Source organism: Clostridium sp. 29_15 (genome assembly GCF_001916075.1).
GTDB lineage: Bacteria > Bacillota > Clostridia > Clostridiales > Clostridiaceae > Clostridium > Clostridium lentum.
In genome coordinates, this window is sequence record NZ_MNRT01000036.1 from 26,132 (window position 1) to 50,219 (window position 24,088).

A 24,088-nucleotide genomic window follows, 5' to 3' on the forward strand; every position below is an offset into this window, starting at 1 on the left:
TTCATCTTCAATTAAACTGCTTCAACATCATTTTCATATGTTAAAGATTTTTCAGATGATTTCATTATTATCTTTCTTAACATATCTACCGGTATCATTGTCAATGACATAACTATAATAATTAACCATCCTTTAATTCCAAAAGGTGTACATGAGAATATTTCCCCACCTACAAATGTTAAAATTATTTGAACTAAAACAATCGCTAACATTACCTTTATAAAACCTTTATTTTCTTTGATATGATCAAATATATTAATACCTTCACTACGTACATTAAATCCATTGGCTACAGCAGAAAAAACAAACATTGAAAAATATGCTGTTAAATGTTGTCCTTCATTTTCAAAGAACTCTTTAAAGAATGGAAGCTTTAAGAATGCAAAACTTATTACCCCAAGCCATGCCCCTGCACATAAAACTTGAGACATCATGTTTTTATTCACTAAACTTTGAGTTCTTGATTTAGGTTTTTCACTCATATACTTCTTTAAAGCTGGCTCAGCTCCTAAAGCTAAAGCACCTAATCCATCCATAACTAAGTTTATCCATAAGATATGTGTAATCTTTAATGGCTCTTCAACACCAAAGAAAGGCGAAATAGCCGATACTGCAACAGCTGCTACATTTATAGTTAATTGGAATTTAATAAACTTCAATATGTTATTATAAATAGTTCTACCATATAAAATAGCATTTTCTATAGATTTAAAATTATCATCTAAGATAACTATTGAACCAGCTTCTTTTGCAACATCAGTACCTGATCCCATTGCAAAACCAACGTCTGCTCTCTTTAATGCTGGTGCATCATTAACACCATCACCAGTCATACCACAAACTAGATTTAACTCTTGTGCAATTCTTACCATTCTTGATTTATCTGTTGGTAATGCTCTTGCAATAACTCTTATCTTTGTAATAACAGCTTTTATCTCGTCATCAGTCATTTTATTTAATTCTTCAGAAGTAAATGCTAACTCATCATCTGATTTAATTAACCCACTATCTTTTGCTATAGCTACAGCTGTTTCTTTTCTATCACCTGTAATCATAACAACTTGTACACCAGCGTTTTGTACTTCTTTAATTGCTTGCTTTGCTTCTGGTCTTACATCATCCCTTATACCAACAAAACCTACAATAACTAAATCATCTGGTAATGCATCTTCAATTAATTCACTCTCAGAGTAAGCAAATGATAAAACTCTCATTGCTTTATCAGCTAATGAATCTATTTTAGCATTTAATTTATCTTTATCTATTGGAAGTACTTGTCCATTTTGATTGATATACTTAGTGGCCTTACCAAGCAATCTTTCTGGTGCCCCTTTATATACTGTAACATTTTCAAGCTCAGCAGCTGAATATTTGTTAGCAGAGTTAAAACCTTGACTCTTAACAACTTTTATATCATTTAAAGAGTTCATTTCATTTTTACCTAAGAAATTTAATAAAGCTTTATCTGTAGCATTTCCACCGATAACTTTATCATTATTATCAAACATAGCACCTGTATTTTTTCCAATACAAAGTCCCATATATTCTTTTGTATACTTACTAGATTGATAGCTATCTTTTAAATCTCCATCAAAAAATTCAACTACTTCCAGCTCACCTTTAGTAATTGTTCCTGTCTTATCAGAAAATAATATGTTTAATGAACCAGCTGTTTCAATCCCTATAGGCTTTCTTACCAATACATTATTTTGTAGCATCTTAGATGTATTTTGCATTAAAACTATGGCAATCATTAAAGGAAGTCCTTCTGGAACAGCCATAACTATTATAACAACTGCTAACATTAAAACTTCTAATAAATCTTTAAATACATACATCATACCAAGATCAAAATATGGAGATACTCCACCAGCTACTATAACTTTATGAATCATTAAAGTTATTGCAATAACCACTGCTCCTATATATCCAAACTTTGATATACTATCAGCTAATTTAGAAAGCTTAACTTTTAATGGGCTTTCTACATCATCATCTTGCATGTCCTTAGCCATTTCACCCATCATAGTCATCATGCCCACTTTTTTAACTTCTAGTACACCTTCACCATTTACCACAACAGCACCTCTAAATAAAGAATGCTTGTCTACAAATGTATCTCCAGTAATAGCAACTTCCCTGTAAATAAAATCATTAGGTATAGCATACTTCTTACACTCTTCTGATTCTCCGTTAAGGGCTGAATTATCTACTGCAATTGCTCCTGAACACAATACTCCATCTGCTGGAATTTTATCTCCACTTTGTATGATAATTCTATCACCTACTACAACATCATCTACTTCTATTTCAACTATTTTGCCATTTCTATAAACTTTACAAAGCTCTTTCTTAGCTCCATCTTTTAATTTTCTGTACTCATTATCACTGGACATTTCAGTTTTAGCTGATATAACTGTAACTAATAATACAGAAATAACTATTCCTATAAGCTCTCCCCATTCAGCATAGCCTAAAAAAGCCATAATAGCCATTATACACGCAATGGCTATTAGTAATTTTATCATTGGATCTCCAAAAGCATCTTTAAACTTATCTAAGAATGTTTCTGGCTCTGCTTCAATTATTTTATTATCACCAAATTTCTGCCTATTGTCTAAAACTTCTTGATCATTTAATCCCTGTAACAATTTTCTTCCCCCTAGTTACTAAAAATATATGAAATTTTTTATTATTTTCTTAACTATTTAATAATTATAGTTATCTATAGCTATTATATAGCTCTTGTATAGATGCTTCTATAGCTTCACTTACAACTTTAAATTGCCATTCACCATTTTCTTTACGAAGCTCTGCAAATTTCACACAAGTATTATTACCAGCATCTTCAGTTAAATTATATCTACATATTTCTTGGCATGATTTATCTTCATTTAATAATCTAACATAAGCATTTTTTACTTTTGAAAAAGACTGCTTTCTTGCTTTTCCTTCATATATTGTAACAGCAAACATTATTCTACAACATCTTGTTGGAAGATTATTTAATGAAACTGAAATTCTTTCATCATCGCCATCTCCATGACCTGTTAAGTTATCTCCATGCAGAAATATTCCATTATTTCTTTTATTACCAAAATAGACCATTCCATCTTTAGCTATTAGCTTTCCACTTTCATCTAAAAGTAACGCAACTAAATCTAAATCGAAATCTTTACCTAATCCAAAAAAACCTTTTTTTGCTACATCCCAACCTGCTGCTAAAATCACATTTTTTAAAGAAGGATCCTTTTTAGTTAAATCTAATATATCATTTTTTTGTAAATTTAATAACATCCTCAATTCTCCTTTATCTATTATGCATATAATGCTAAAATACCATTTAAATCAGCTATACGTCCTTCACCAACAGCTTTAAATTCCCATTCTGAACCTGCTTTATACAGCTCAGCAAATATAACTGAAGTACTAGTAGAACCATCTTCCTTTAAATTGAATCTACAAAGTTCTTTTTCATTATTTTCTGCATCCAATAGTCTTACATATGAATTGTCTATCATTCCAAATGTTTGTCTCTTAGCTTGTGCATTATGTATAGTAACTACAAATGCTATCTTTGCTATATTAGAGTCAATTGCTTGTAAGTCTATTAATATTCTTTCATCATCACCATCACCAGCACCTGTTCTATTATCTCCACCTAGTGTAATTCCTTGTCCATTTGGATTGTTAAAGAAAATTACATTAGATACAGTGTTGAACTTATTATTACTATCTAACAAAAATGCTGCAATATCTAAATCAAAATCTGCTCCATTTCTTGATATATCCCAACCAGCACCTAAAATTACTTTCTTTAATCCTGGATTTTTCTTAGTTAAATCTAATATATCATTTTTTTGTAAATTTAAAACTGGCATTGAATCATTATTTGACATACCAAAATTTCCACCTAAATTAATTCCCATAATTTTTTCTCCTATATATATATTTTTTTTACTTATTTATTTACATGTAAAGCGATAAAATACCATTTAAATCTGCCATTTTTCCTTCACCTACAGCCTTAAACTGCCATCCAAATCCATCTCTAAATAATTCTGCAAAGATAACTGACGTACTAGTAGACCCATCTTCTTTTAAATTAAATCTACAGACTTCTTTTTCATTATTTTTAGCATCTAATAGTCTTATATATGAGTTTTCTACCATACCAAATGTTTGTCTCTTAACTTGTGCTTCATGAATTGTAATTACAAAAACTATTTTTGCTATATCACTTCTAATTTGTGATAAATCTATAGTTATTCTTTCATCATCACCATCACCTGCACCAGTTCTGTTATCTCCTTCAAGGGCAATACCTGGGGCTTCCATATTATTAAAGAATATAACATCTTGCGGTATATTCTGTACTTTACCATTGCTATTTAATAAGAAAGCAGCAATATCTAAATCAAAATCATAACCATTCTTTGCTATATCCCAACCTGCTCCTAAAATTACTTTTTCTAAGCCTGGATTTTTCTTAGTTAAATCTAAAATTTGATTTTTTTGCAAATTCAACGCATTAACTACTTCTCCACTTCTGTTTCCCATCATAGATCCTAAATTAATTGCCATATTCAATGCACCTCTTTTCTTTCCCTTCTTTATGTAGTATATATTACCACTTTAAGAATTAATTTTCAACCCTTATAAGGAAATACTTTTTTTCATTGTCATTTTTATACTTTCAAGCTTAGTTGTATTTTCTTTTCTTGCTAATGCATTGCTTTGTTGTATAGCTTTTGTTTCTTCAATACCTCTCATTATTGTTTCATATGATTTTTCTAAAGTTTCAATGGCAACAGAGCTACTTGAAGCCATTTTAGCTATTTCTACTGATTGTCTAGAAGTATTAGCTGCATTTCTCATGATAAGTTCATTTGTTTTATCATCTAACTGCTTTAATGACTTAGCTTGAATTTCTTGTCGCTTTAATAAAACTGCTTGTGCAAGGCATTGTTTAAAAATAGGAAGTGTTACAATAAATGAAGAATTTATTTTTCTCATTAAATTAAAATTAGACATTTGCATGCTTTGTAACATTGGAGCGGCTTGTATTGCTACATTTTCAGCAATTCTTAAATCATATATACGTTGGTTTAACATCTCTTTACACATTTCAAGCTTTTGTACCATCATATTCTTTTCCTCTTCACTGATAGTATTATTTAGAGGAATTTGATAAATGTATTGTTCAACTTCTTCTAAAGCTAATTCTCCTGCCACTATATATTTTTCCAATTCTTGATAATAAGCCATGTTGCCATCATATAATCTCTTCAATTTATTATTTGATTCCTTAATATCGCTTTCATATTTCTTTAATAATACATAAACCTTTTCCACTTCATATCCCATGGTGTCATATTTTTGGAATAATCTAGCTATAGTATTTCCTGCACTTTTGAAAATCTTAGAAACAAAACTTTCTTGTTTTATATTTTTAATTTCTTTAACATCAAACTTATCCATTATTTTTGTTAAGTTAACTAACATTTCTGTTGTTTCCTCAGCTTTTATTTCCTTCATAGAATTTAAAAGTTCATCAGAAATTTTTGATATATTTTCACTAGCTTTTTGACCAAATTGAAAAATTGAATTTGGATTTTGTACTTCTATTTCACTTGTAAGATCTTGTACTTCCTTAAGAGACCTTAATCTTTCTTTATATTCTTCTAAATTATTAGTGATCTCCGCCATGCTATTTTCAGTAGCAAACATAGTGTTATCAGTCATATTCATCATGCTATTAAAATTATTTCCATTCACTATTATTCTCTCCTTACTTTCTTTTATTAATTACTTATTCATAATCCTTGAAAAAAAGCTTTGCTTATAATTTATTATCTCATCAAATTTACAATCATAGCGTATTTCTTCTAATCTATTAATAACAATCTTATTCTCCTTAATATATTTATTTATATTGAAAGATCCTGATGGATTAAAAATAACTATATCAATACCTATATTATGTAAATAGCATAATAAGATAACCATCCATTCATTAATAGTATCTTCACCATTTAAATAAATAACTATCTTAGGTATAGAAAAAACAAAATCGAAATTATCTATTATTCTTATTATGCTTTCATTTAGATATAAAATTAATGCTAAAAGCTTTAAAGATAGCTTTTTATCAAAACTCATCTTTAATATCTTATTTTCTTTAATAAACTGATTAAACTTATTTAATAGTAAATCTTGCAACTCTTCATTATACTTTCCTAACGTATAAACTCTACTCTTTTTTATTTCTTCCACATCAAATGTACCATCACTTAACTGACAAAACATTAATTCGAACATATCATTAGATACTGATATATCTCTAGAAATATTTCCTCCATTAAAAAACAATGTATTTGGTGCATTTAAACAATGTTTTAGTATTTTCTGATTTTCAGCAATACTGCAATACTGTCCATCAATTTTATAAAAAATGCTTGGAACTGTAACTACCATATCTTCAACTTTAAATCCTGGTCTAAGCTTAGCTGGTTCATTCCAATAAATATATATATCCTCTAAAATAGTATCTAATAATACACTTTTAGTAAATCCTTTTCTAAACTTCCATGGTTTATACATTCCTGTATTAGAAAATAATTCTTCATGAATACTTTTTTCAATTTGCTTTGTTACTGTTTCAACAACTTCTATTTCATGACCTCTATGAGTCTTAATATTAAAACTTTCAAGATCAGTAATGCTACTTTTCACATAACATTTACTTAAATTATCAGTATCAACCTCATTCCAGTATTCTTCTTTTAAAGGATTTAAATATAAAACATCAAATCCCATCTTATAAAGCATTATTAAAAAATATATTTCATGTTTATTTATCTTTCCATAATATATACATTTAGGATTAATGGAATTTTTATAATCAAGATTTTTAATCCATGAATATGCCCATACTATAAGTTTAGTTATAAAATTATTTCTTATAGATTCATTAAAAAAACTTTCATTTTTTACTGATAATTCAATTGTATACTGTAAAGCCTCTAAAAAAGCTGTATTTATTGCTAAATCATCAAAAATAACTATATCTTCATTAACTATATTAAATATATTCATAGAGTTAAGTTCATTATAAATGTATTCAATAAGCTCAATTTCACCGTTTAAAGGTATCTCACCATCAAAAATTAATGATACATTACTATTCTCATAACATTTTTTATTTAATGTACTAAGAATATCATCATAATTTTCCTTATTACTTACACCTATAATCCTGTTAAAATATGAAGCAAACTGGCCATTTATATCTTTTCTACTGTATTTATCCATAAACATATTCTGAATTATTCTTAATAAATCAACAGTCATAATTCACCACCTCATAATATTATTTATGCATAATTTTTCATTTATCACTTTTATTATACATTCTTTAACAAACAAAAAAAACAATAATTTACTCTATAAAAGAATTAATTATTGCTTTTTTATTTTAAGCTTCTTTTTCACATTTTTTATCATTTTTTTCATACATCATCATATCGATTATTAACTTCATTTTATTTTGAGATTTGGTGAATTCATCTTCAATCTTGTTAATCGTTTCCATCTTCTTGTAATATTTCTCTATAATTTTTTTATTATTAATCATATCAATCACCCTCTTTAATTCTATCTATTATATATTATTATCAAAAGTTTAATTATATGAATTAATTTATATATTTAATCAAAAATTTTTACCACAACTATAATTATTTAATTCTTCACCATAACCATATATACTTCCAAAATATTATCTAAATTTTTTATTGTTTAATTTTTATCTAATTCATTAATTATATCTGCCATTAATTTTAATTTTAAATGCACTCTTGTGTCCTCATCATCTATTTTATTTATTTTATCTATCTTGGTCATATACTTTTCCTTCATTCTCTCACTATATTCCATAATAACCTTCCTCTCTTTTTAAGCATTTACGAATATTATTTGCCATTTGCACTAAAATTTATACACAAAAAAATAAAACATACACTATGTATGCTTTATCACTAACTACGTATTTTTTTTAAGAATTTATAACTCTACCAATCAACAGATGTTTTATTTTTACTATTCCTACAAGGAAGCTTAAATTCAAAAAACTTAAGATTTTTTCCTCTTGGCGAAAATCTATCACATACAATATGTAATATATAACCTGTTGTAAAACCGAGAGCCAAATATTTATTACCTATTAAAAATACACTCCAGCAAAAGGATGTTGTACCTAATATTTTATGAGTAAACATTCTATGGGGAGAAAGCTTTCCAAGAACAGTATTGACACAGAAAAAAACTAATCCCAAATAATTTTCACTAGTATATTTAAAAATATTTAATATATCATCCACACTAAGAGCTAAGCCAAAACTATATCCTACTACTAAAGCAACCATTAATATCATAATTATCTTATTAAATACCTGACTTGCTTTAGATTTATGAGAATCTATATCCGGCATATATGAGCCTATAAAGCCACCGGCTATTAAAGGAACTAAATGTACTACATCGCCAATATTATTGTTCATTAAAAAACCAATACCCATGGTAGCTGTAGCGGTAGTCCCTATCATCATGTGTTCCTTACCTTTCATTTAACAACTCCATACTTTTTCTTTTTTATTTTAATTATACTATATTTTTTTCTTACTCGAAAGTATGTTCTTAATGATTTTAAAAAAAACATGCCTTTGATATGCTCCCTTTCAAGAAATTGCCTATAAACTTAATGCTATTTTTATTGATAGTAAATATCTTATGGAATATGATAAATATAATACTCTAGTATTCTCTAAAAAAATCTCTAATTTGATTACTAGAAAAGCTTTAGTTGCTATCTTAAATTCGCATTCTTTAATTAATCTTCTAATCTTTTTAAGATTTTTACTGGCATTGGAGTCAACCATTGACCCTCTAATACTTCTGAGTATGGAGTTTTTGCTACCATACTCATGCCTTTCTAATCATTTACTACTTCATAAATTATACCTGAAAAAGGCTTTAAATTAATACTCAAATTATATAAATAATTATCTTCTTTTGTTGTAGTAACATCACTTCTCATTCCCCATGTGCTTCCACCATAAATGTCACTATCGCTATTTACTATTTCTCTCAACCTCAGCTCCTCTTCAACTTTAAATGTAAATGGAGCATATTCATTATCTGAAAAATTAAGTGCTACTATGATTCTATGATCACTACGCCCACGTTCGTATATATATACTGACTTTTCTGGTGCATTTACTTCTAGCCATTTAAAATAACTGCTATCATATTCATTTTTATATAGAGCTTCATAATTATCATAAACTTCATTTAATCTCTTTATATATTTATTAAAAGCATAATGTAACGGCATCTTAATTAATTGCCAATCCTGCTCTCTCTTTTCATCCCATTCTCTAAATTGTGCTATTTCATTACCCATAAAGTTAAGCTTCTTTCCTGGATGAGTATACATATACATATATAGTGCTCTGCATTGTTTAAATTTATCTTCATAGTCTCCCCACATCTTTTGAATGATAGTAGCTTTTCCATGAACCACCTCATCATGTGAAAAAGGTAATAAAAATAACTCATTATAAAAATATTCCATTGAAAAAGTTAACTTGTAATAATGATTTGGTCTCTCTTTCGGTGATATCTTAAAATATTCCAATGTATCGTTCATCCAACCTAAATCCCATTTATAGTCAAAGCCTAATCCGTTATATTCTACAGGTGCAGTTACTTTAGGATATGCAGTAGAATCCTCTGCTATTATCATAGCAGTAGGATGAAGTTTATGAAGTCCAACATTCATATTTCTAATAAAATTAATTGCACAAGAGTTTACCCCCCTTGCAGGATTTCCTTGCCAATATATAGCTCTACTTATAGCATCCATTCTTAAACCATCAAAATGATATTCCTTAAGCCAATAATTTGCTGCTGATTGAAGAAATGAGCATACTTCTCCTCTAGAATGAATAAAATTGCAAGTTCCCCACTCACTAGCGCCTACATCTTTATGTGGATATTCATAAAGTTCCGTACCATCAAATTTTGCTAATCCATAATCATCTACTGCAAAATGTATTGGAACAAAATCTAATATTACGCCTACATTGGCCTTATGACATTTATCTATAAGCTCTTTAAGTTCCTTATTGGTACCATACCTTGATGTTGGACTAAAGAATCCCGTATTTTGATATCCCCAAGAACAATCTACAGGATGTTCACATAAAGGCATTATCTCTATATGAGTAAAACCATTTTCCTTTACATAATTTATAAGTCTATCAGCAATTTCATTATAACGATACCATCCATTATTATAAGTTTCGTCATTTTTTTTCATCCATGATCCCATATGAATCTCATAAATATTTAATGGCTTATTATAACACTTATCTCTTTTATTCATCCACTCATCATCACTAAACTTATATTCTTCTAAATCCACTATATATGAAGCACTATTAGGTCTTAATTCCATAGCAAATCCATAAGGATCACAATGATAAACCACTTGTCCATCTCGTGTATGAATACAATACTTATACATCATACCTACACGTGCATTTTCAGAGGTAATACTATATATTCCACTTTGATACTGTTGTTCCATTTCTTCTTCTTGCCAATCATTGAATTCGCCTACTAATGATACTTTTGCTGCATTTGGTGCATATACTCTAAATAAAATTTTATTACCTATTTTATGTGCTCCAAAAAATTCATATGCATCAAAAGACTTACCTATATAGAAATCTTGAATATTCATATTGATTCCTCCCAATTATTAAACATACTCCTTTTAACCTACTAATATCCTTCACTGGTATCTTTTTAAACTTTTCTGAAGTTATATTACTGACCTTATAAGTCTTCTCTTATAAATCTTATTTCTACATTAAAAAAAGAGGCCTTTGTCCTCTATTCTTGCTTTCTCCTATGTATATCCATATGTACAATTCCTATGATAAATCTTATATATTAGTTTTCCTTTCTATTATCTGAATCATTTCCACCTTTCAATTTTACCATAAAATGTATATGCATTCAATAAGCCTGTTCTATATATATTTCTAAATTATAAATTTTAAATTTCTTTTGAAATATCGGACTTGTATAATGAGCTCCTTGATCTAAATGTATAAATGAATCATCTCTAAGAAGACTAATATTATTTTTAGTTAATATATCCACTACTTTATACTAACACAAATCCTTTAACAAACCTCACTTTGTTATTATTTCATACCTGTTTCTTTATCCTTTGCAAACTTTCTAAAACTATTAGACTTTGCTGAGCTTTTAGTACCATCTTTTCCTTGTTTATTATCATTCTTTGAAACTGATCTTGATATACTTAAAGCACACCATCTTTCTGGCTTTATAACTTTTAATAAATCTAATAGATCCAAAACATCTTGTAATGCATTGTGTGATTGTCCTTTTTTGATATTATAATGCTCTAATAACATGTATATGAATCTTTGTAATATAACCCCTTAATTTCATTTGCTTTTGGACTTATCATAAATTTATACCTCTATTTCAACTTTATAAAATATTAAATTCTTCATCCACTTCCATTTCAAAACACTCATCATTTCTTAATTCACCTTGTTCAGCTTCAAATCCATAAGATAATATTCTAGCTTCCTTTATAAGATAATTAAAACGTTTATAAGCATCTTCTTTTTTACTAAACACATAATTAGTTACTTCAATTTCATGAGGAGAGTATATAAATAATATATGATTAACCACATATATTTTCATTATTATTAACCTCCCCATTAAAGAAATATCCAATAGCCCATCTAAATATTCTACAAGTAACATATTGATCTGGTAAATCCTGATACTTTTCTGGAAGCTCTTCAATTTCAGGAATCATAGAAATCATTCCACCTTCAATTTCTATAGTCCACTCTTCAAATTGATATAAGCATTTAGCACCTTTCTTTGGAACAATTGCTAAATGAACATTATGCGGATAATTTTTTTTTGCACTATATCCCTTGCTAATAACTCCACATATATAAATGGCCTTGAAGCTATCTTCTGGTTGTTCATCAAATATTATTGTTGTTTCATTATTAAAATTTTCATTATGCTTACTAAATTTTTTACTATACTTTCCCTTTAAAGAATTTGTACAATGCTTCTCATCATTTCCTGCTTGTACATATTTACACCATAACCATTTGAATTTATTTGCATCTAAATTATGTTTTATTTTTATCATTTCTGCCACCTCTTAAGTAATTTATTCTATGTCTATATAATAAATCTTAATAGTGACATATATAGTCCTTTTGAAATATTTTTTTAATTTATTTTTCTTCATTAATATAATTTATTGTATATCCTACAAAATCATCATAATCCAATACAATTTCTTCATCTCTATATAATTTATTAATTATTTTCATAGCTTGCTCAAAGTCATCAGCTTCAACTGTTACTTCCTTATTTAATATTTCTTCTATGTTAAATCTATATTTATTCATTCTTTTAATCTCCGTAATTAAATATTATTTAATACATCATTATAGATCAGTTACTAAATTTAAATCAATAAAAAAACTATATAAGAATTAATATTTTATCCTTATATAGCTTCATTAAATACTATTTATAATTATTAAGCACATCTTTATATGCTTTTATAATATCTTTTTTTAATTCTAATGGTTCTAAAACAGTACAAGCTGTTCCCATTCCCATTATCCATGGGATAATTTCTGTTTTACCTTCTACTGTTGCATTGTAAATGATATATCCCTCTTCAATATAATCTTCTATTTCTTCATCTTCAGTCCATGAATACTCTTTAAAACCCATGGCATATGGATATGTTATCTTTAGTTTTACTTTATAACTTTTATCTTTAAAAATTCCAATTGTATTTTTTAGATAATCTGATAAATTAAAATTATCTTTTTCAAACTTCTCTTTTAATAATTGAATTTCTTTTATTCTAACTAATTTAAATTGTCTTAATGCATATCTTTCTTCACATTTTCCTATAAAATAATTAGATCCATAATAAGTATATAATCCATAAGGATGAATTTTTCTTTCAGTTATATTTCCTTGAGAATCCATATATTTTATTTTTATTTTTCTATTATTTATAATTCCATCATTAATAGTAAGCCATTTTTCACTTTCCTCTTGATGATTAGCTGTCTAATATCTACTTCTAATTCTTCTGCTAATTCTTTTCTTGTAACTTTTTTCTACTTCTAAGAATTGCTAACATCCTAAGTGCATTATTTATTTTTCCCGTGATTTCTTCATATTAATATTTATATATTTTCAAATACTATTTTAGGGTAAATATATACTACTACACCTTCTTTAAAACTATTCCGTCTTTAAATCCACCACGTTCTTTAAGCTTTTCTTGTCTCTTATTAAGTAAATCTTCTTCACTATATCCAAGATTATGTGCAAGTCCAAATAAAACTTCCATAACATCAGCAAGCTCTTCTAAATTTTTATCTTCTAAATATTCATCTACCTCTTCCTTAAGCTTATCTTCTAAGAACTTAGTCTTTTCCTCTCCATAAACTATTTCAGTTTCACACTTTTTCCCATCTGCTTCTATAACTTCAGGTATAAGATCCCTAACTAATTTATTATATTTTTTCATATGTCCTCCTGGTTACTTATTAATTAAATAAAAATGTTCTTTCTGATAATTATAAGCATCTTATTTATTTTTAACAAACCTATTTCTATAGTAACTTTGTACCCTTATATCAATTGCATCCTTCATATGCTTTTTAAACTCTTCTTTATTTATAAATTCTCTTAAATCATCAGTTAAAGCTAAAACATATCCTTCTTTTTCTTTAAAGAAATCACTATGAGTTTGTAATAAATATTTCACTGGATTACTTTTAGCTAATTTAATATATTTTTTACTATCCCATTCCATAAAGTCCTTTGTACTCTTATCCTTTAACATATCAACTTTATTAGATCCCTGGTGATAAAATTCATAAAAGCTCTTATAAACATCTTCTTCATCAATGTCCATCTTTATATCACCATTATTATAAAAAGCTAATAGCACTGGCATTTTATATGTTTTACTCATACTTGTAGTTTCTATCATATTAATAAATTCTCTAGCTCTTGTGTTATATAAAACACTTTCTTCTTCATTTAACTCATTAATATTATTTAAAAACACCATATAATTAGCAAAAGGACTTAACCCCTTCTTAGTCTTAATATTATCATATATGTCATCATCCATATTATTAAAGAATTCCACTCTTGAAGGAACATGTCCTAAGTCTTCTTTTATAGCATAATATTCTTCTCTAATTTTATCTCTAATGGTCATTTCTTTTTCTGCTTGCTTTTTAAATATATCTACCAGCTTAAAATCAAAATCTACAAAACAGTCATCTGGAAACTCATAATCACTTTGACTATTTCTCCTACTAACTTCTTTTGAATAGCTTTGTCCACTTAATAAGAATGGTATTAAATTAGCCTTTTTATAGTTTCCTATAAAATCAAGTACGTTTAAGTATTGCTTATCTTTATATTTTCTTAAACCTCTTCCAAGTTGTTGTAAAAATACTGTTGGAGATTGTGTAGGTCTTAAAAACATTACCATATCTATTGCTGGAATATCTAATCCTTCATTAAACATATCTACTGAAAATAGTACTTGTACTTCTCCCTTAGCTAAAGCACTTAATGCTTCATTTCTATTAGAAGAATATTCTCCACCTTCACCACTATATACAGCTACAGCTTTTATTCCATTTTCACTAAATACTTTTGCCATATATTCTGCATGATGTCTTGAAGTACAAAATCCTATAGCTCTAGATGACTTATATTTTCTATAATGATTTATTATAAGTTCTGCTCTTTTATTAAGCATTAACGCATCTTCTAATTCCTTATCATTGTATTTACCATTTTTATATTCAATATTATCATAATTTACTGTTTCATCATAAATACCATAATATCTAAAAGGAACAAGCCATCCCTTTTCAATAGCTTCCTTTAATCTTACTTCATAAACCATATTATAATCACAAAGAGCAAATACATCTTTAGAATCTAATCTTTCAGGTGTTGCTGTAAGCCCTAGTAAAAACTTAGGTTTAAAATACTCCATAATCTTTTTATAATTATTAGACACTGCATGATGGAATTCATCTACCACAATATAATCAAAATAATCTTTTGAGAAATAATTTTCATTTAAATACTCATCTTTTCCTAATGTTTGAACTAATGAGAAAATAAATTTATTTTTAGTATCTTTTTGATTGCCATAGAAAAATCCTATATCATCAGAATTTTTGACATTTTTAAAGCTAATAGCTGCTTGTTTTAATATTTCTTCCCTATGAGCTATGAATAAAACTCTTTCATATTCTCTAGAATCAAAAGCTGCTAAGTAAGTCTTTCCTATACCAGTGGCAGCTACAACTAAACCTTTATCATATCCTTCTTCTCTACTTTGCTTTAATCCATATAAAGCTTCAATTTGAGCTCCTCTTGGCTCAAAAATATTAAGCACATTATTTTCTTCACTATTTTTCTCTTTTTCAATATCACTTTGAACCTTTGGTTTCTTCCAAGACTTTGAATAATCTTTTAAAACATCATCTGTTATTTCATAGGAATGATTATAAAATAAATCTTCAAAGGTTTCATAAAACACATTAAAATCATTTGGATTAGAACTTTTATTAAATCTATAATTCCATTCTATTGAAGAGGTCAATGCTCCTCTGGAAATATTAGATGATCCTATATATATTTCACTATCTAATTCATTATGAAACATATATGCTTTAGGATGAAATGATTTCTTTGGATTATTATAAAACCTTAAATCAACTCTATTTTTAAGCTCATCTTTTAAAAGATATAAAGCTGATGGCTGAGTTATGTTAAGATAGTTTCCTGTTAGTATTCTTATATTAACTCCTCTATCTAACGCTTCTTTTAAATCATTAAGAAGCATCTTTACTCCTGATTCCATAAGAAAGGAAACTATTATATCTATACTTTTTGCATTTTTAATACTTGTTTTTAATCTATTAATTAAGTAATTTTTGTTACCTGTAATTGCATTGCTAACTTCTTCTGTAACGCTTATTTCTTTTTCTATTATTGTTTTTTTACTTATCTTATCTATCATATTATTAACTTTCATCTAATTCTAATATTAATTTCTCTATATTATTTATCTTTTTTATTATTCTCTTTCCAAAATATTCATCTGAATATCTTAAAATTGAGATTAAATAAGCCCTATTACCCGATAAATAATTAATTAATTGTATTTTATTTAAAAAGTATATTCTATTATCTTTCATTTCATTTTTCAACTTATGATTTAATTCATCTAAAAAATTTAAATTTTTCTTTATATTTACACTATTAAGAAAAAACAATACCCTTGAAATAGTCTGCATTTTTTTCCTTGATATTCTAATATTTTTCCCAACAACATATCCATTAATACATAATTCTTTATCGGCTTTAATTGTTTTTTTATGATTTAAATTAAAACTTTTACTCGATAATATTTTTGCTATCTTTCCTATGAAAAAATCCCCATGAATCTTGCTCTTTATTTCGCTTGAAAAAAGCAAATCATCAGCATATCTACTATATTCTACTCCTAATTTTCTACAATATTTTTCAATTCTTATATCTAATTGTCTAAAAACTATATTAGATATTATTGGTGAAGTAGCTATTCCTTGAACTAATTTATCGTCAAAAGTTACTATTTCTTTTATGTAGTATACTATCTTGTTACTTTCATCACTTGTAACATATTCACTGTCTTCTATATAGTAGCTTAGTACATCTATAAGAAGTTCCATGCTTATACTTTCAAAAAAATTACTAATATCTAATCTTAAAAAATATCTATCATTTGATAATGTTGTATGTCTCTCCAAAAAATCAATATAATTTAAATTACAACGAAATCCGTAACATGATTCTGACAACATAATATTTGATAGAAAATTTTTTATCAAATTTCCCTGTATTTTAGCTAAATCTAAATTATCTTTTAAATAATAAATTGTTCTATGACCTTTTTTCTTTTTAATTTTATATGATGAGTATACATTATTCTTATTTTCTAAAAGCGCTATTAGTTCATCTTCTTCAACTTTTAATATCTTGTTAAAAAAATCCCTATAATTATCAATTCTCCATCTTTTCATCTCTTACCTCTTATAAAATAGAAATACATCCCTTAAACTTATACTTGTACTAAACTCATAATTCTCTACATAATAAAAAGTTCTCATCTCTGAGAACTTTTTACATAAGTACTTCTTCTCATATTCACGCGGTAGCGCTAAATGCGATCCATAATATATACAATAAACTTAGCATTTTGTATATACATATCCTTGGCTTTTTAATATATTGAACTAATTCTTTAAGTTAGTTCTAATAAAACATCAAGGAGTAATAATACGATTTTACTCTTATTATCACATTTCTACTTATGTATTCAATTATACCATATCTCTTATTATTTTCAATATACAATCCAATTCTGGAAAACACTTTCTGAAAATTTCTCTATTAACATTTACGCCTTTGCTATCATCTATATTTTCATCAAAATAAAAATCTATAAATTTAATTATCCACCCTCCGGTCTTTTTACCTATTTTCCCATTTAAATACTTTATATTTTTCAATAGATCTTTATCAATTGTACCCTCAACTTCTTTTAGTGTTTTTAAATTATTAAATTTACCATTACATATAACTCTTAATACTTCAGTATAGTAAGCACTATTATCTTTATTATATTCTAGAATATTTTTCAATATTAAAGCGTCACTCCCTACTATTTCTTTCTCTATCCATTTTATAAATATATTCACATTGCTATTATTTATCAATAAACCTTCTAAAGTTGTTGTAACTGGATAAACATTATAATTCAAGCAATATCTCTGTATTTCCTTAATTAACTCATCATATTTTTTATTGTATATACCTAGCTTATCTTTATCAAATTCAAATTTACACTCTTTTAGTTTACTCTCTATTTTATTTCTAAGACTATAAGTTTTTCGCTTATGCTCAGAGTAATATAAAAATTTTTCTTTCCTTTTTATTTTTTCTTTACACAATGGATTTACTAATGATTCTTTTTTTATAATAAATTTTTTACTTTTTTTATAAGATAGTATTTTATCCATATCAACTAAAACCAAATATGGCAAATCAAATTTGGTCTTATCTGGATAAATAAAATTTAATTTTGTATTATTTGAATCGTAACGATATATATCTATTTCATCTAAAAAACTATAGAGTTTTACTATTTTTTTATGAGAAAAAAGTTGCATTTCAGATGCACCTTCTACAAAAACAAGCTTATTTGCAAAGTAACAATATGATTCATTTATAGTAAATATGTCTCTATCTTCATTGGATACTATTTCTTGCATCTTTTCAATCTTACTTATATTTTTAAACATATCAACTCTATACAGATGTACTAAGTCAGTACACTTAATTAATTCTGCTATTAAAACTGGTGAATGTGTAGAAATTATAACGTTTCCCCATTTATTAATTGTCTCAGTTATTATTTTTACTAATTTAATTATATACTGTGGGTGTAGACCTATCTCTATTTCATCAACTATAACTATTGGCTCTTTAAGACCGTTTTCTGATAATTTAAATATTAATTTTAATGTTAACTTTAAAAAATTCAAAGAATTTAATCCATCTGAATAATACTTTAGTTTATTACCCTCTTTTATAAATTCATTTCCTGCTAATCTTGATATAAGTATATTTTTATATCTTTCGTTATAGTTATATTTATTAATATCAATATTTTCACTTTTAAATATTTCTTCAATAGATTTCACTGTTTTTATATACATTTCTCCATATATATTTTTATAAGTACTATCTAACTCACTTATTACTTCTCCATGATTTATTTTTAAATTAGTTTGCGTTATTTCAGCTATCATTCCCCATATAATATCCCAGTTTTGTAATGAAATAAATCTTGTATCGAAAAAGTATATTGGAAAGTATCTATAAATAAATTTTAACAATTTCTTATCATTCGGAATAAAGTTCAGTATATTATCTTTATTTTGGATTAACTTTAGTAAAATCATTTTTTTATTAGTATTTTTATCTACAACTATATATTTATTAATACTCTCTAATTCCTCTTTTATAAAACAATTCTCATGCTCGCTTAATATATTATAAATTCTATCCACATCATACAGTACACTTATTTCCATTGAATATACATAAGGATTGCTTTTATCAATAATATCTCTTTCTAGATTATACTGGCTTAAATTATTATAGAAATAATTCATCGCATCTAAAATATTAGATTTTCCTACTCCATTTTTTCCAAACAAGCAATTAATATTGCTTTCATTGTCAAATTTCATAATAATGTTCTTTAAAGATTTATAATTTTTTATTCTAACTTCACTTATTGCCATACTTACCCAATCAAATCCTTCTATTTTTTTGTTATAATACTTATTCTAATTTAAATAAAAGCTTAAATACTTCAAAAACACTTCTTTAAATTCATCTTTATCCATCATTGGAGACATTACTATTGGATAGCTCTTATTAAATTCATAGATAACTCTTCTTCCAACACGTTCATCTTTACCTAGGTCATCTCTGCCCTTAATTTTAGCTTTTAATACTTTACTTAAACCAAGCTCATCTGTAACATCAAGTAAATTTATTAAAAACTTATCATTTCTAAAGATTTCATATTTAATAATATAGTTATATAAATCAAGATTTTCGATTATTAAATCATAATATCTATTTCTTTGTTCTTCATCTTCAACATTATCATTTATATATTGAGCACCTAATAAGCACTTATATATGTAGTTTTCCCAGTCAAACTTCTTAATTACTATATTTTTAAACTTATTTATCCCTTCCTTTATCTCAGGATAATTTTCTAATAAATACTCTCTCTTATAAACACATAACAATGAATGCCAAAATAATTCATCAAAATGTATATCTCTGTCTGTCTTTAGATAATACTTGGACATTATCTCAAAAGCTTCTTTAAACATTTTGTCCCTACATTTATCATATCCAACACCCATATATATTGGAAAATCTGGTGCTACATCTATATTAACTACTTCTCCGCTAAAATAATCATCATTATTCTTAATATTATCATCTAAAAAATCTTTATAAAATTGTTCACTTTTTTTATATCCACTTTTAAGTAATCTAATTTCCATCAGAATATAATCTCCTTACAGCTGCACAATATTTTTCAATAACCTTATCTGATATAGCATATATAACTTCATCCATATTATCTATGTTAACTTCAGTTATCATTTTCTTTTTCATAAGGTTATAAAGTTTAAAATCTAAACCATTTTCTGGTGGATCAATACTTTCTAGCTCAACCTCTTCTTCTCCATTTCTACTATTATTCTTGATAAATTGGAATAGAGCCTTTTGTAATCCCATATACACATAAGGATTATTTAGTGTAGCACTTTGTGGTGAATCAATAAACTGTAATGCCTCATTTTTATAATTAATTACAATTGTTTCTGAATTTAACTCTATCTTTATATCTGATTTTAAATTTGGATCTATTTTCTTTTCAAATAATTCTAATGGCTTAGCATTACTTCCTTCAAATATTACGCTATTTGAAAATCCAAGAATAGAACTCTTAGGTACAATTATTTCATCTTTAAATTCTTCATAAAAAGAGCTTAAATCCATATTTTCTTTAAAGCATATTTCATCTTTAGCTTTTATAAGAAGCTGCAACGTTGTTCTTTTGCTTAGTGATATTCTGTTTTTTGGTATCTCCTTAACCTTTTCATTTAATCCTAGATTATAAAATTTATTATCCTTTGATTGAATTACTAAAATTAGCTGTGCTTGTCCATCTTCTAACAAGTTATTTATGAATGGAGAACCAATTTCATAATTAATCTGAAATCTATAATTATTTGTGTTTTCATCTAAATTAACATCTAAAATAAAGTTACATCCATCATAACTATTAGATGTGTTTGTTAATAAAGGATATGGAAAGTTTACGTCTTTCTTATAAATCATCTTTACACCTCCACATAGTAGACAAATTTTAAAGCTTTATTATAATTAGCTTTTAACCTTAATTCTATTTGTGCTATTCCCTTAATTATTTTTACATCTTTAATTAAATTATTATCTATTTTACATGCTTTTCCTGTAGCTTTATCTATTGCAGCTTCATAATTATCATTCATGTCAAATTCCACATTAGAACACTCATCACCCATACCATCAACCACTGATAGGGCAATATCACATACTTTTGCTTTCTTGATCTCATCTGATCCATTGAAATCAAACTTAACAAATTCCTTATTACCTATAATTAGTCTTTCAACCATATCAGGATATGTGCTATATCTATCTAGTTTTTCTTTACTTTCTCCATCTAAATCTTCTTCACTTCTATCTTTCATTACTTTCTTTAACGGCTTATTTTTCTTAGGCTTCTTTTCATCTTTTTTCTTTTTTTCCTTTTTAGGAATATCTTCTTTCACTTTTGAAATAGTTGTTTCTTTATTTCCCTTATTCAATTTTACTGTTGCTATAGTTTTTGATAAATCTTTCTTAAATTGACTTTCAACTACATATAAAATATCTTTAGTATCCATTACGCCATCTGTAGGATTATTCTTTTTAATTTCACCTTCAATGATCTTTGCTATTTCTTTAGATATATTATTAATAAATCTTTTAGCATTTCTTTGTAGAACTTGATCTTTTATATGTTCAAAAGTTAATTCAGTATGAGATTCATTTTCTAGTGATTTTAGAAATGCATCTTCTTTCGTTGATTCAGGTATAAGTACAGCATTAAATGGCTTGTTTACATTCCCTTTAACCTTTTTATCTTCTATCTTCATACCAATAGTTCTTATTATAGCAACACGACCTTTTGGTATTTCTTCATCATAATTAAAATATAGCTTGAAGTTATATTTATCTTTAGTATCTTGTATTTGAATTTCCCTTGCCTCTATATTTTTATATGTATTTAAATATAAAGGAGTAAACTCATCTTTTATTTCAGAAACTTCTTGAATATAATAATCTTTATTCTTTATATACTTTTCTATGGTTTTGCTATTAATAATTTTATCGTTTACTACTACCTCTAGTTTCTTTTCTAAAATTGCAATAAAGAAGCTATCACAAATACTCTTTATTATTTCTTTCTCATTATTAAACTGTTCTCTTAAAAAAGGTATTATAATCTTTAACCCTCTCGTATTCTTTTCAAATACTTCATTAAATGTATTTTCATAAGGATAAAACTTCGTCTTATTTTGATCTATATGCTTTATATCTGTAAAATATCCAGTTGAACGATAATAATTATCCTTATATTTATGTTCTATAAGCTGAACTGTTCCCCCTAAATGTTTATTACCTTCTGCATCACAGTTGGCAAAATACATCATATGTAATTCTGAAGCAGCATTTGAAGCAATCTTACCTATACCATGAGACCCACCTCTTGATTTTTCTACTGCCGAATCCTCTTCTTCTGAATGAACACCTTTATTATAAGCATAAATTCCCCATGTATCTTTTTTAGAATCACTTTGTCCATTTTTAGCACCAGTTAATCCCTTTGTATTTGAATCTTCAAAAGAAATATAATCAACGTCTTCAGCATTCATTTTATTTTGCATATGTTCTACAGTTTCTTTAGTATAACTATTTCTTCCTTGAAGACATGCAATTCTTTCTTTTATATCTTCTAAACCTGGAATAAATTCTTTATTTATTTTACCTGTTTTTATAGTTACTATAACAGCTTCATTGCTCCCTGGTAATTTACCATCAAGTGAATTTTGAACATTTTCTCTCACAAGTCCAGAAATTCCAAGATCATAAAACTTTTCTAAAACTTTATTAAATGTTGACTCTTCTATTCCTTGAATAGAAGAAAACTTCCATAAGTTTTTATTTTTTATACTTATCATTATCTTCTCCTTCTAACTTTTATTGATATTAAAAGTATAACAAAATCACCAAATTTTCTTTGTCGAAAATTGTCATGCACTGATTGGTAAATAAAGGTGTATTTTATTGCACATTTAATTCAACTCTAATGATTTTTTCATAATTAAAAAGCTCTAAAGTTTTCCCTTTATTTTGTGGTAGTTTTGACTCCCTTAAGAATATATAATTTATCACTTCCTTTGTAATTACTTGCTTGACTCTATATACCTATAAATCATTTTTTCTCCAAATAAACTTGTATATTCAATATCAGCTCTATTTATATCTACCTTCCTACTCTTTGCCCTTACTTCTTTTACTTTATTAATTATTTCTCTAACTCTGAAGCCTCTTCTTCTATTTCTTCAAATCTTTTATATATTTCTTCACATATATATTCAGCATATTTTAAATTTCCAACATACTCTTTAAACTCTTCTTTAGAAAATTTCTTAAAAGCATAATCTAAATCGTCTAGTGCTAAATACATAGCTTCATAAAACCCCGCTGAACATGGCCCCTAACTTCTCATTTCTGTTAAAAACATTGAACTTATATCAGTAAGGCAATATTCCTCTACTCCTTCAAATTAATCATCCATTTATCTAAAAACTTCTTGCTTTTATATGTTGCATAGTTGGTAAACTCGATAAAAGTCCTTCTACAGCTTCTACAAATGCATCTTTGCTTACAATTATACTTACCATTCCTTAATATATCCTCACCTGTACGATGAGAACATACTTTCCCCTTAGAGAATATCATTTCTTTAACTTCTTTAGTTACTTGAGTAACTTGTGAACCTAAAACAAGATGTTCCTCTAAATGGGATAAAATCTGTTATTGTTGATATAATGATAAACTTTTTATTTCTGATAATATATTAATCTTATTTAGAACAAACTAAAAATAACTATATAAAAGCTTTACTTAACTTTTATATAGTTATTTACTT

The 24,088-nt window shown here is 26.6% G+C and carries 23 protein-coding genes and 1 pseudogene; all 24 read right to left on the reverse strand.

Annotated features, from left to right (window positions below; all coding sequences use genetic code 11):
- Positions 1-11: 11 nt before the first annotated feature.
- Positions 12-2,651 (reverse strand): calcium-translocating P-type ATPase, PMCA-type, encoded by a 2,640-nt coding sequence (locus BHW04_RS08295; protein WP_022211593.1) that lies wholly within the window; start codon positions 2,649-2,651, stop codon positions 12-14.
- Between the two features lie 70 nt (positions 2,652-2,721).
- Complete coding sequence (locus tag BHW04_RS08300; RefSeq protein ID WP_022211594.1) at positions 2,722-3,297, reverse strand: TerD family protein; 576 nt, start codon at positions 3,295-3,297, stop codon at positions 2,722-2,724.
- Between the two features lie 20 nt (positions 3,298-3,317).
- A complete protein-coding gene (locus BHW04_RS08305) occupies positions 3,318-3,929 on the reverse strand; it encodes a TerD family protein (protein ID WP_022167968.1) in 612 nt (203 codons plus the stop codon).
- 40 nt (positions 3,930-3,969) lie between these two features.
- Entirely contained in the window at positions 3,970-4,584 is a 615-nt protein-coding gene (locus BHW04_RS08310) for a TerD family protein (protein ID WP_302699372.1), read from the reverse strand.
- A 72-nt stretch (positions 4,585-4,656) separates the two neighbouring features.
- On the reverse strand, positions 4,657-5,778 hold the full coding sequence (locus BHW04_RS08315; RefSeq protein ID WP_302699373.1) for a toxic anion resistance protein: 1,122 nt from the start codon (positions 5,776-5,778) through the stop codon (positions 4,657-4,659).
- A 30-nt stretch (positions 5,779-5,808) separates the two neighbouring features.
- Complete coding sequence (locus tag BHW04_RS08320; RefSeq protein ID WP_302699374.1) at positions 5,809-7,353, reverse strand: YceG family protein; 1,545 nt, start codon at positions 7,351-7,353, stop codon at positions 5,809-5,811.
- A gap of 124 nt (positions 7,354-7,477) precedes the next feature.
- Positions 7,478-7,636, reverse strand: a complete 159-nt coding sequence (locus BHW04_RS08325) for a hypothetical protein (RefSeq protein ID WP_302654409.1) — start codon at positions 7,634-7,636, stop codon at positions 7,478-7,480.
- A gap of 164 nt (positions 7,637-7,800) precedes the next feature.
- Entirely contained in the window at positions 7,801-7,938 is a 138-nt protein-coding gene (locus BHW04_RS08330) for a hypothetical protein (protein WP_022211600.1), read from the reverse strand.
- A gap of 134 nt (positions 7,939-8,072) precedes the next feature.
- A complete protein-coding gene (locus tag BHW04_RS08335; protein ID WP_022211601.1) occupies positions 8,073-8,627 on the reverse strand; it encodes a metal-dependent hydrolase in 555 nt (184 codons plus the stop codon).
- 365 nt (positions 8,628-8,992) lie between these two features.
- Positions 8,993-10,807 carry a 1,4-alpha-glucan branching protein GlgB gene (glgB, locus tag BHW04_RS08340; protein WP_186834955.1) on the reverse strand — a complete coding sequence of 605 codons (1,815 nt, stop codon included), beginning with the start codon at positions 10,805-10,807 and terminating at the stop codon, positions 8,993-8,995.
- A 469-nt stretch (positions 10,808-11,276) separates the two neighbouring features.
- Positions 11,277-11,510 (reverse strand): hypothetical protein, encoded by a 234-nt coding sequence (locus BHW04_RS08345; RefSeq protein ID WP_302699375.1) that lies wholly within the window; start codon positions 11,508-11,510, stop codon positions 11,277-11,279.
- Between the two features lie 79 nt (positions 11,511-11,589).
- Positions 11,590-11,811, reverse strand: a complete 222-nt coding sequence (locus BHW04_RS08350) for a hypothetical protein (protein WP_302699376.1) — start codon at positions 11,809-11,811, stop codon at positions 11,590-11,592.
- Entirely contained in the window at positions 11,792-12,280 is a 489-nt protein-coding gene (locus BHW04_RS08355) for a hypothetical protein (RefSeq protein WP_302699377.1), read from the reverse strand. The genes BHW04_RS08350 and BHW04_RS08355 overlap by 20 nt, the downstream gene beginning before the upstream one ends.
- Positions 12,281-12,368: 88 nt before the next feature.
- On the reverse strand, positions 12,369-12,545 hold the full coding sequence (locus tag BHW04_RS08360; protein ID WP_302633402.1) for a DpnD/PcfM family protein: 177 nt from the start codon (positions 12,543-12,545) through the stop codon (positions 12,369-12,371).
- Positions 12,546-12,666: 121 nt separating this feature from the next.
- Complete coding sequence (locus tag BHW04_RS08365; RefSeq protein ID WP_302652555.1) at positions 12,667-13,188, reverse strand: WYL domain-containing protein; 522 nt, start codon at positions 13,186-13,188, stop codon at positions 12,667-12,669.
- 199 nt (positions 13,189-13,387) lie between these two features.
- Entirely contained in the window at positions 13,388-13,693 is a 306-nt protein-coding gene (locus BHW04_RS08370) for a nucleoside triphosphate pyrophosphohydrolase (protein ID WP_302652295.1), read from the reverse strand.
- Between the two features lie 60 nt (positions 13,694-13,753).
- A complete protein-coding gene (locus BHW04_RS08375; RefSeq protein ID WP_302699378.1) occupies positions 13,754-16,225 on the reverse strand; it encodes a DEAD/DEAH box helicase family protein in 2,472 nt (823 codons plus the stop codon).
- 4 nt (positions 16,226-16,229) lie between these two features.
- On the reverse strand, positions 16,230-17,270 hold the full coding sequence (locus tag BHW04_RS08380) for a reverse transcriptase family protein (protein ID WP_302652291.1): 1,041 nt from the start codon (positions 17,268-17,270) through the stop codon (positions 16,230-16,232).
- A 300-nt stretch (positions 17,271-17,570) separates the two neighbouring features.
- Entirely contained in the window at positions 17,571-19,559 is a 1,989-nt protein-coding gene (locus BHW04_RS08385) for a retron Eco8 family effector endonuclease (protein ID WP_302652289.1), read from the reverse strand.
- A gap of 45 nt (positions 19,560-19,604) precedes the next feature.
- Entirely contained in the window at positions 19,605-20,342 is a 738-nt protein-coding gene (locus tag BHW04_RS08390) for a hypothetical protein (RefSeq protein WP_302652287.1), read from the reverse strand.
- Positions 20,332-21,186, reverse strand: coding sequence for a hypothetical protein (locus BHW04_RS08395; protein ID WP_302652285.1), 855 nt, complete (start codon positions 21,184-21,186; stop codon positions 20,332-20,334). The genes BHW04_RS08390 and BHW04_RS08395 overlap by 11 nt, the downstream gene beginning before the upstream one ends.
- Positions 21,187-21,188: 2 nt before the next feature.
- Positions 21,189-23,114, reverse strand: coding sequence for a hypothetical protein (locus BHW04_RS08400; RefSeq protein WP_302699379.1), 1,926 nt, complete (start codon positions 23,112-23,114; stop codon positions 21,189-21,191).
- Between the two features lie 347 nt (positions 23,115-23,461).
- A complete protein-coding gene (locus tag BHW04_RS08405; RefSeq protein ID WP_302652281.1) occupies positions 23,462-23,623 on the reverse strand; it encodes a hypothetical protein in 162 nt (53 codons plus the stop codon).
- A 104-nt stretch (positions 23,624-23,727) separates the two neighbouring features.
- Positions 23,728-24,021 (reverse strand): annotated as a pseudogene (locus tag BHW04_RS08410) (IS1595 family transposase); the annotation flags it as partial.
- Positions 24,022-24,088 lie beyond the last annotated feature (67 nt).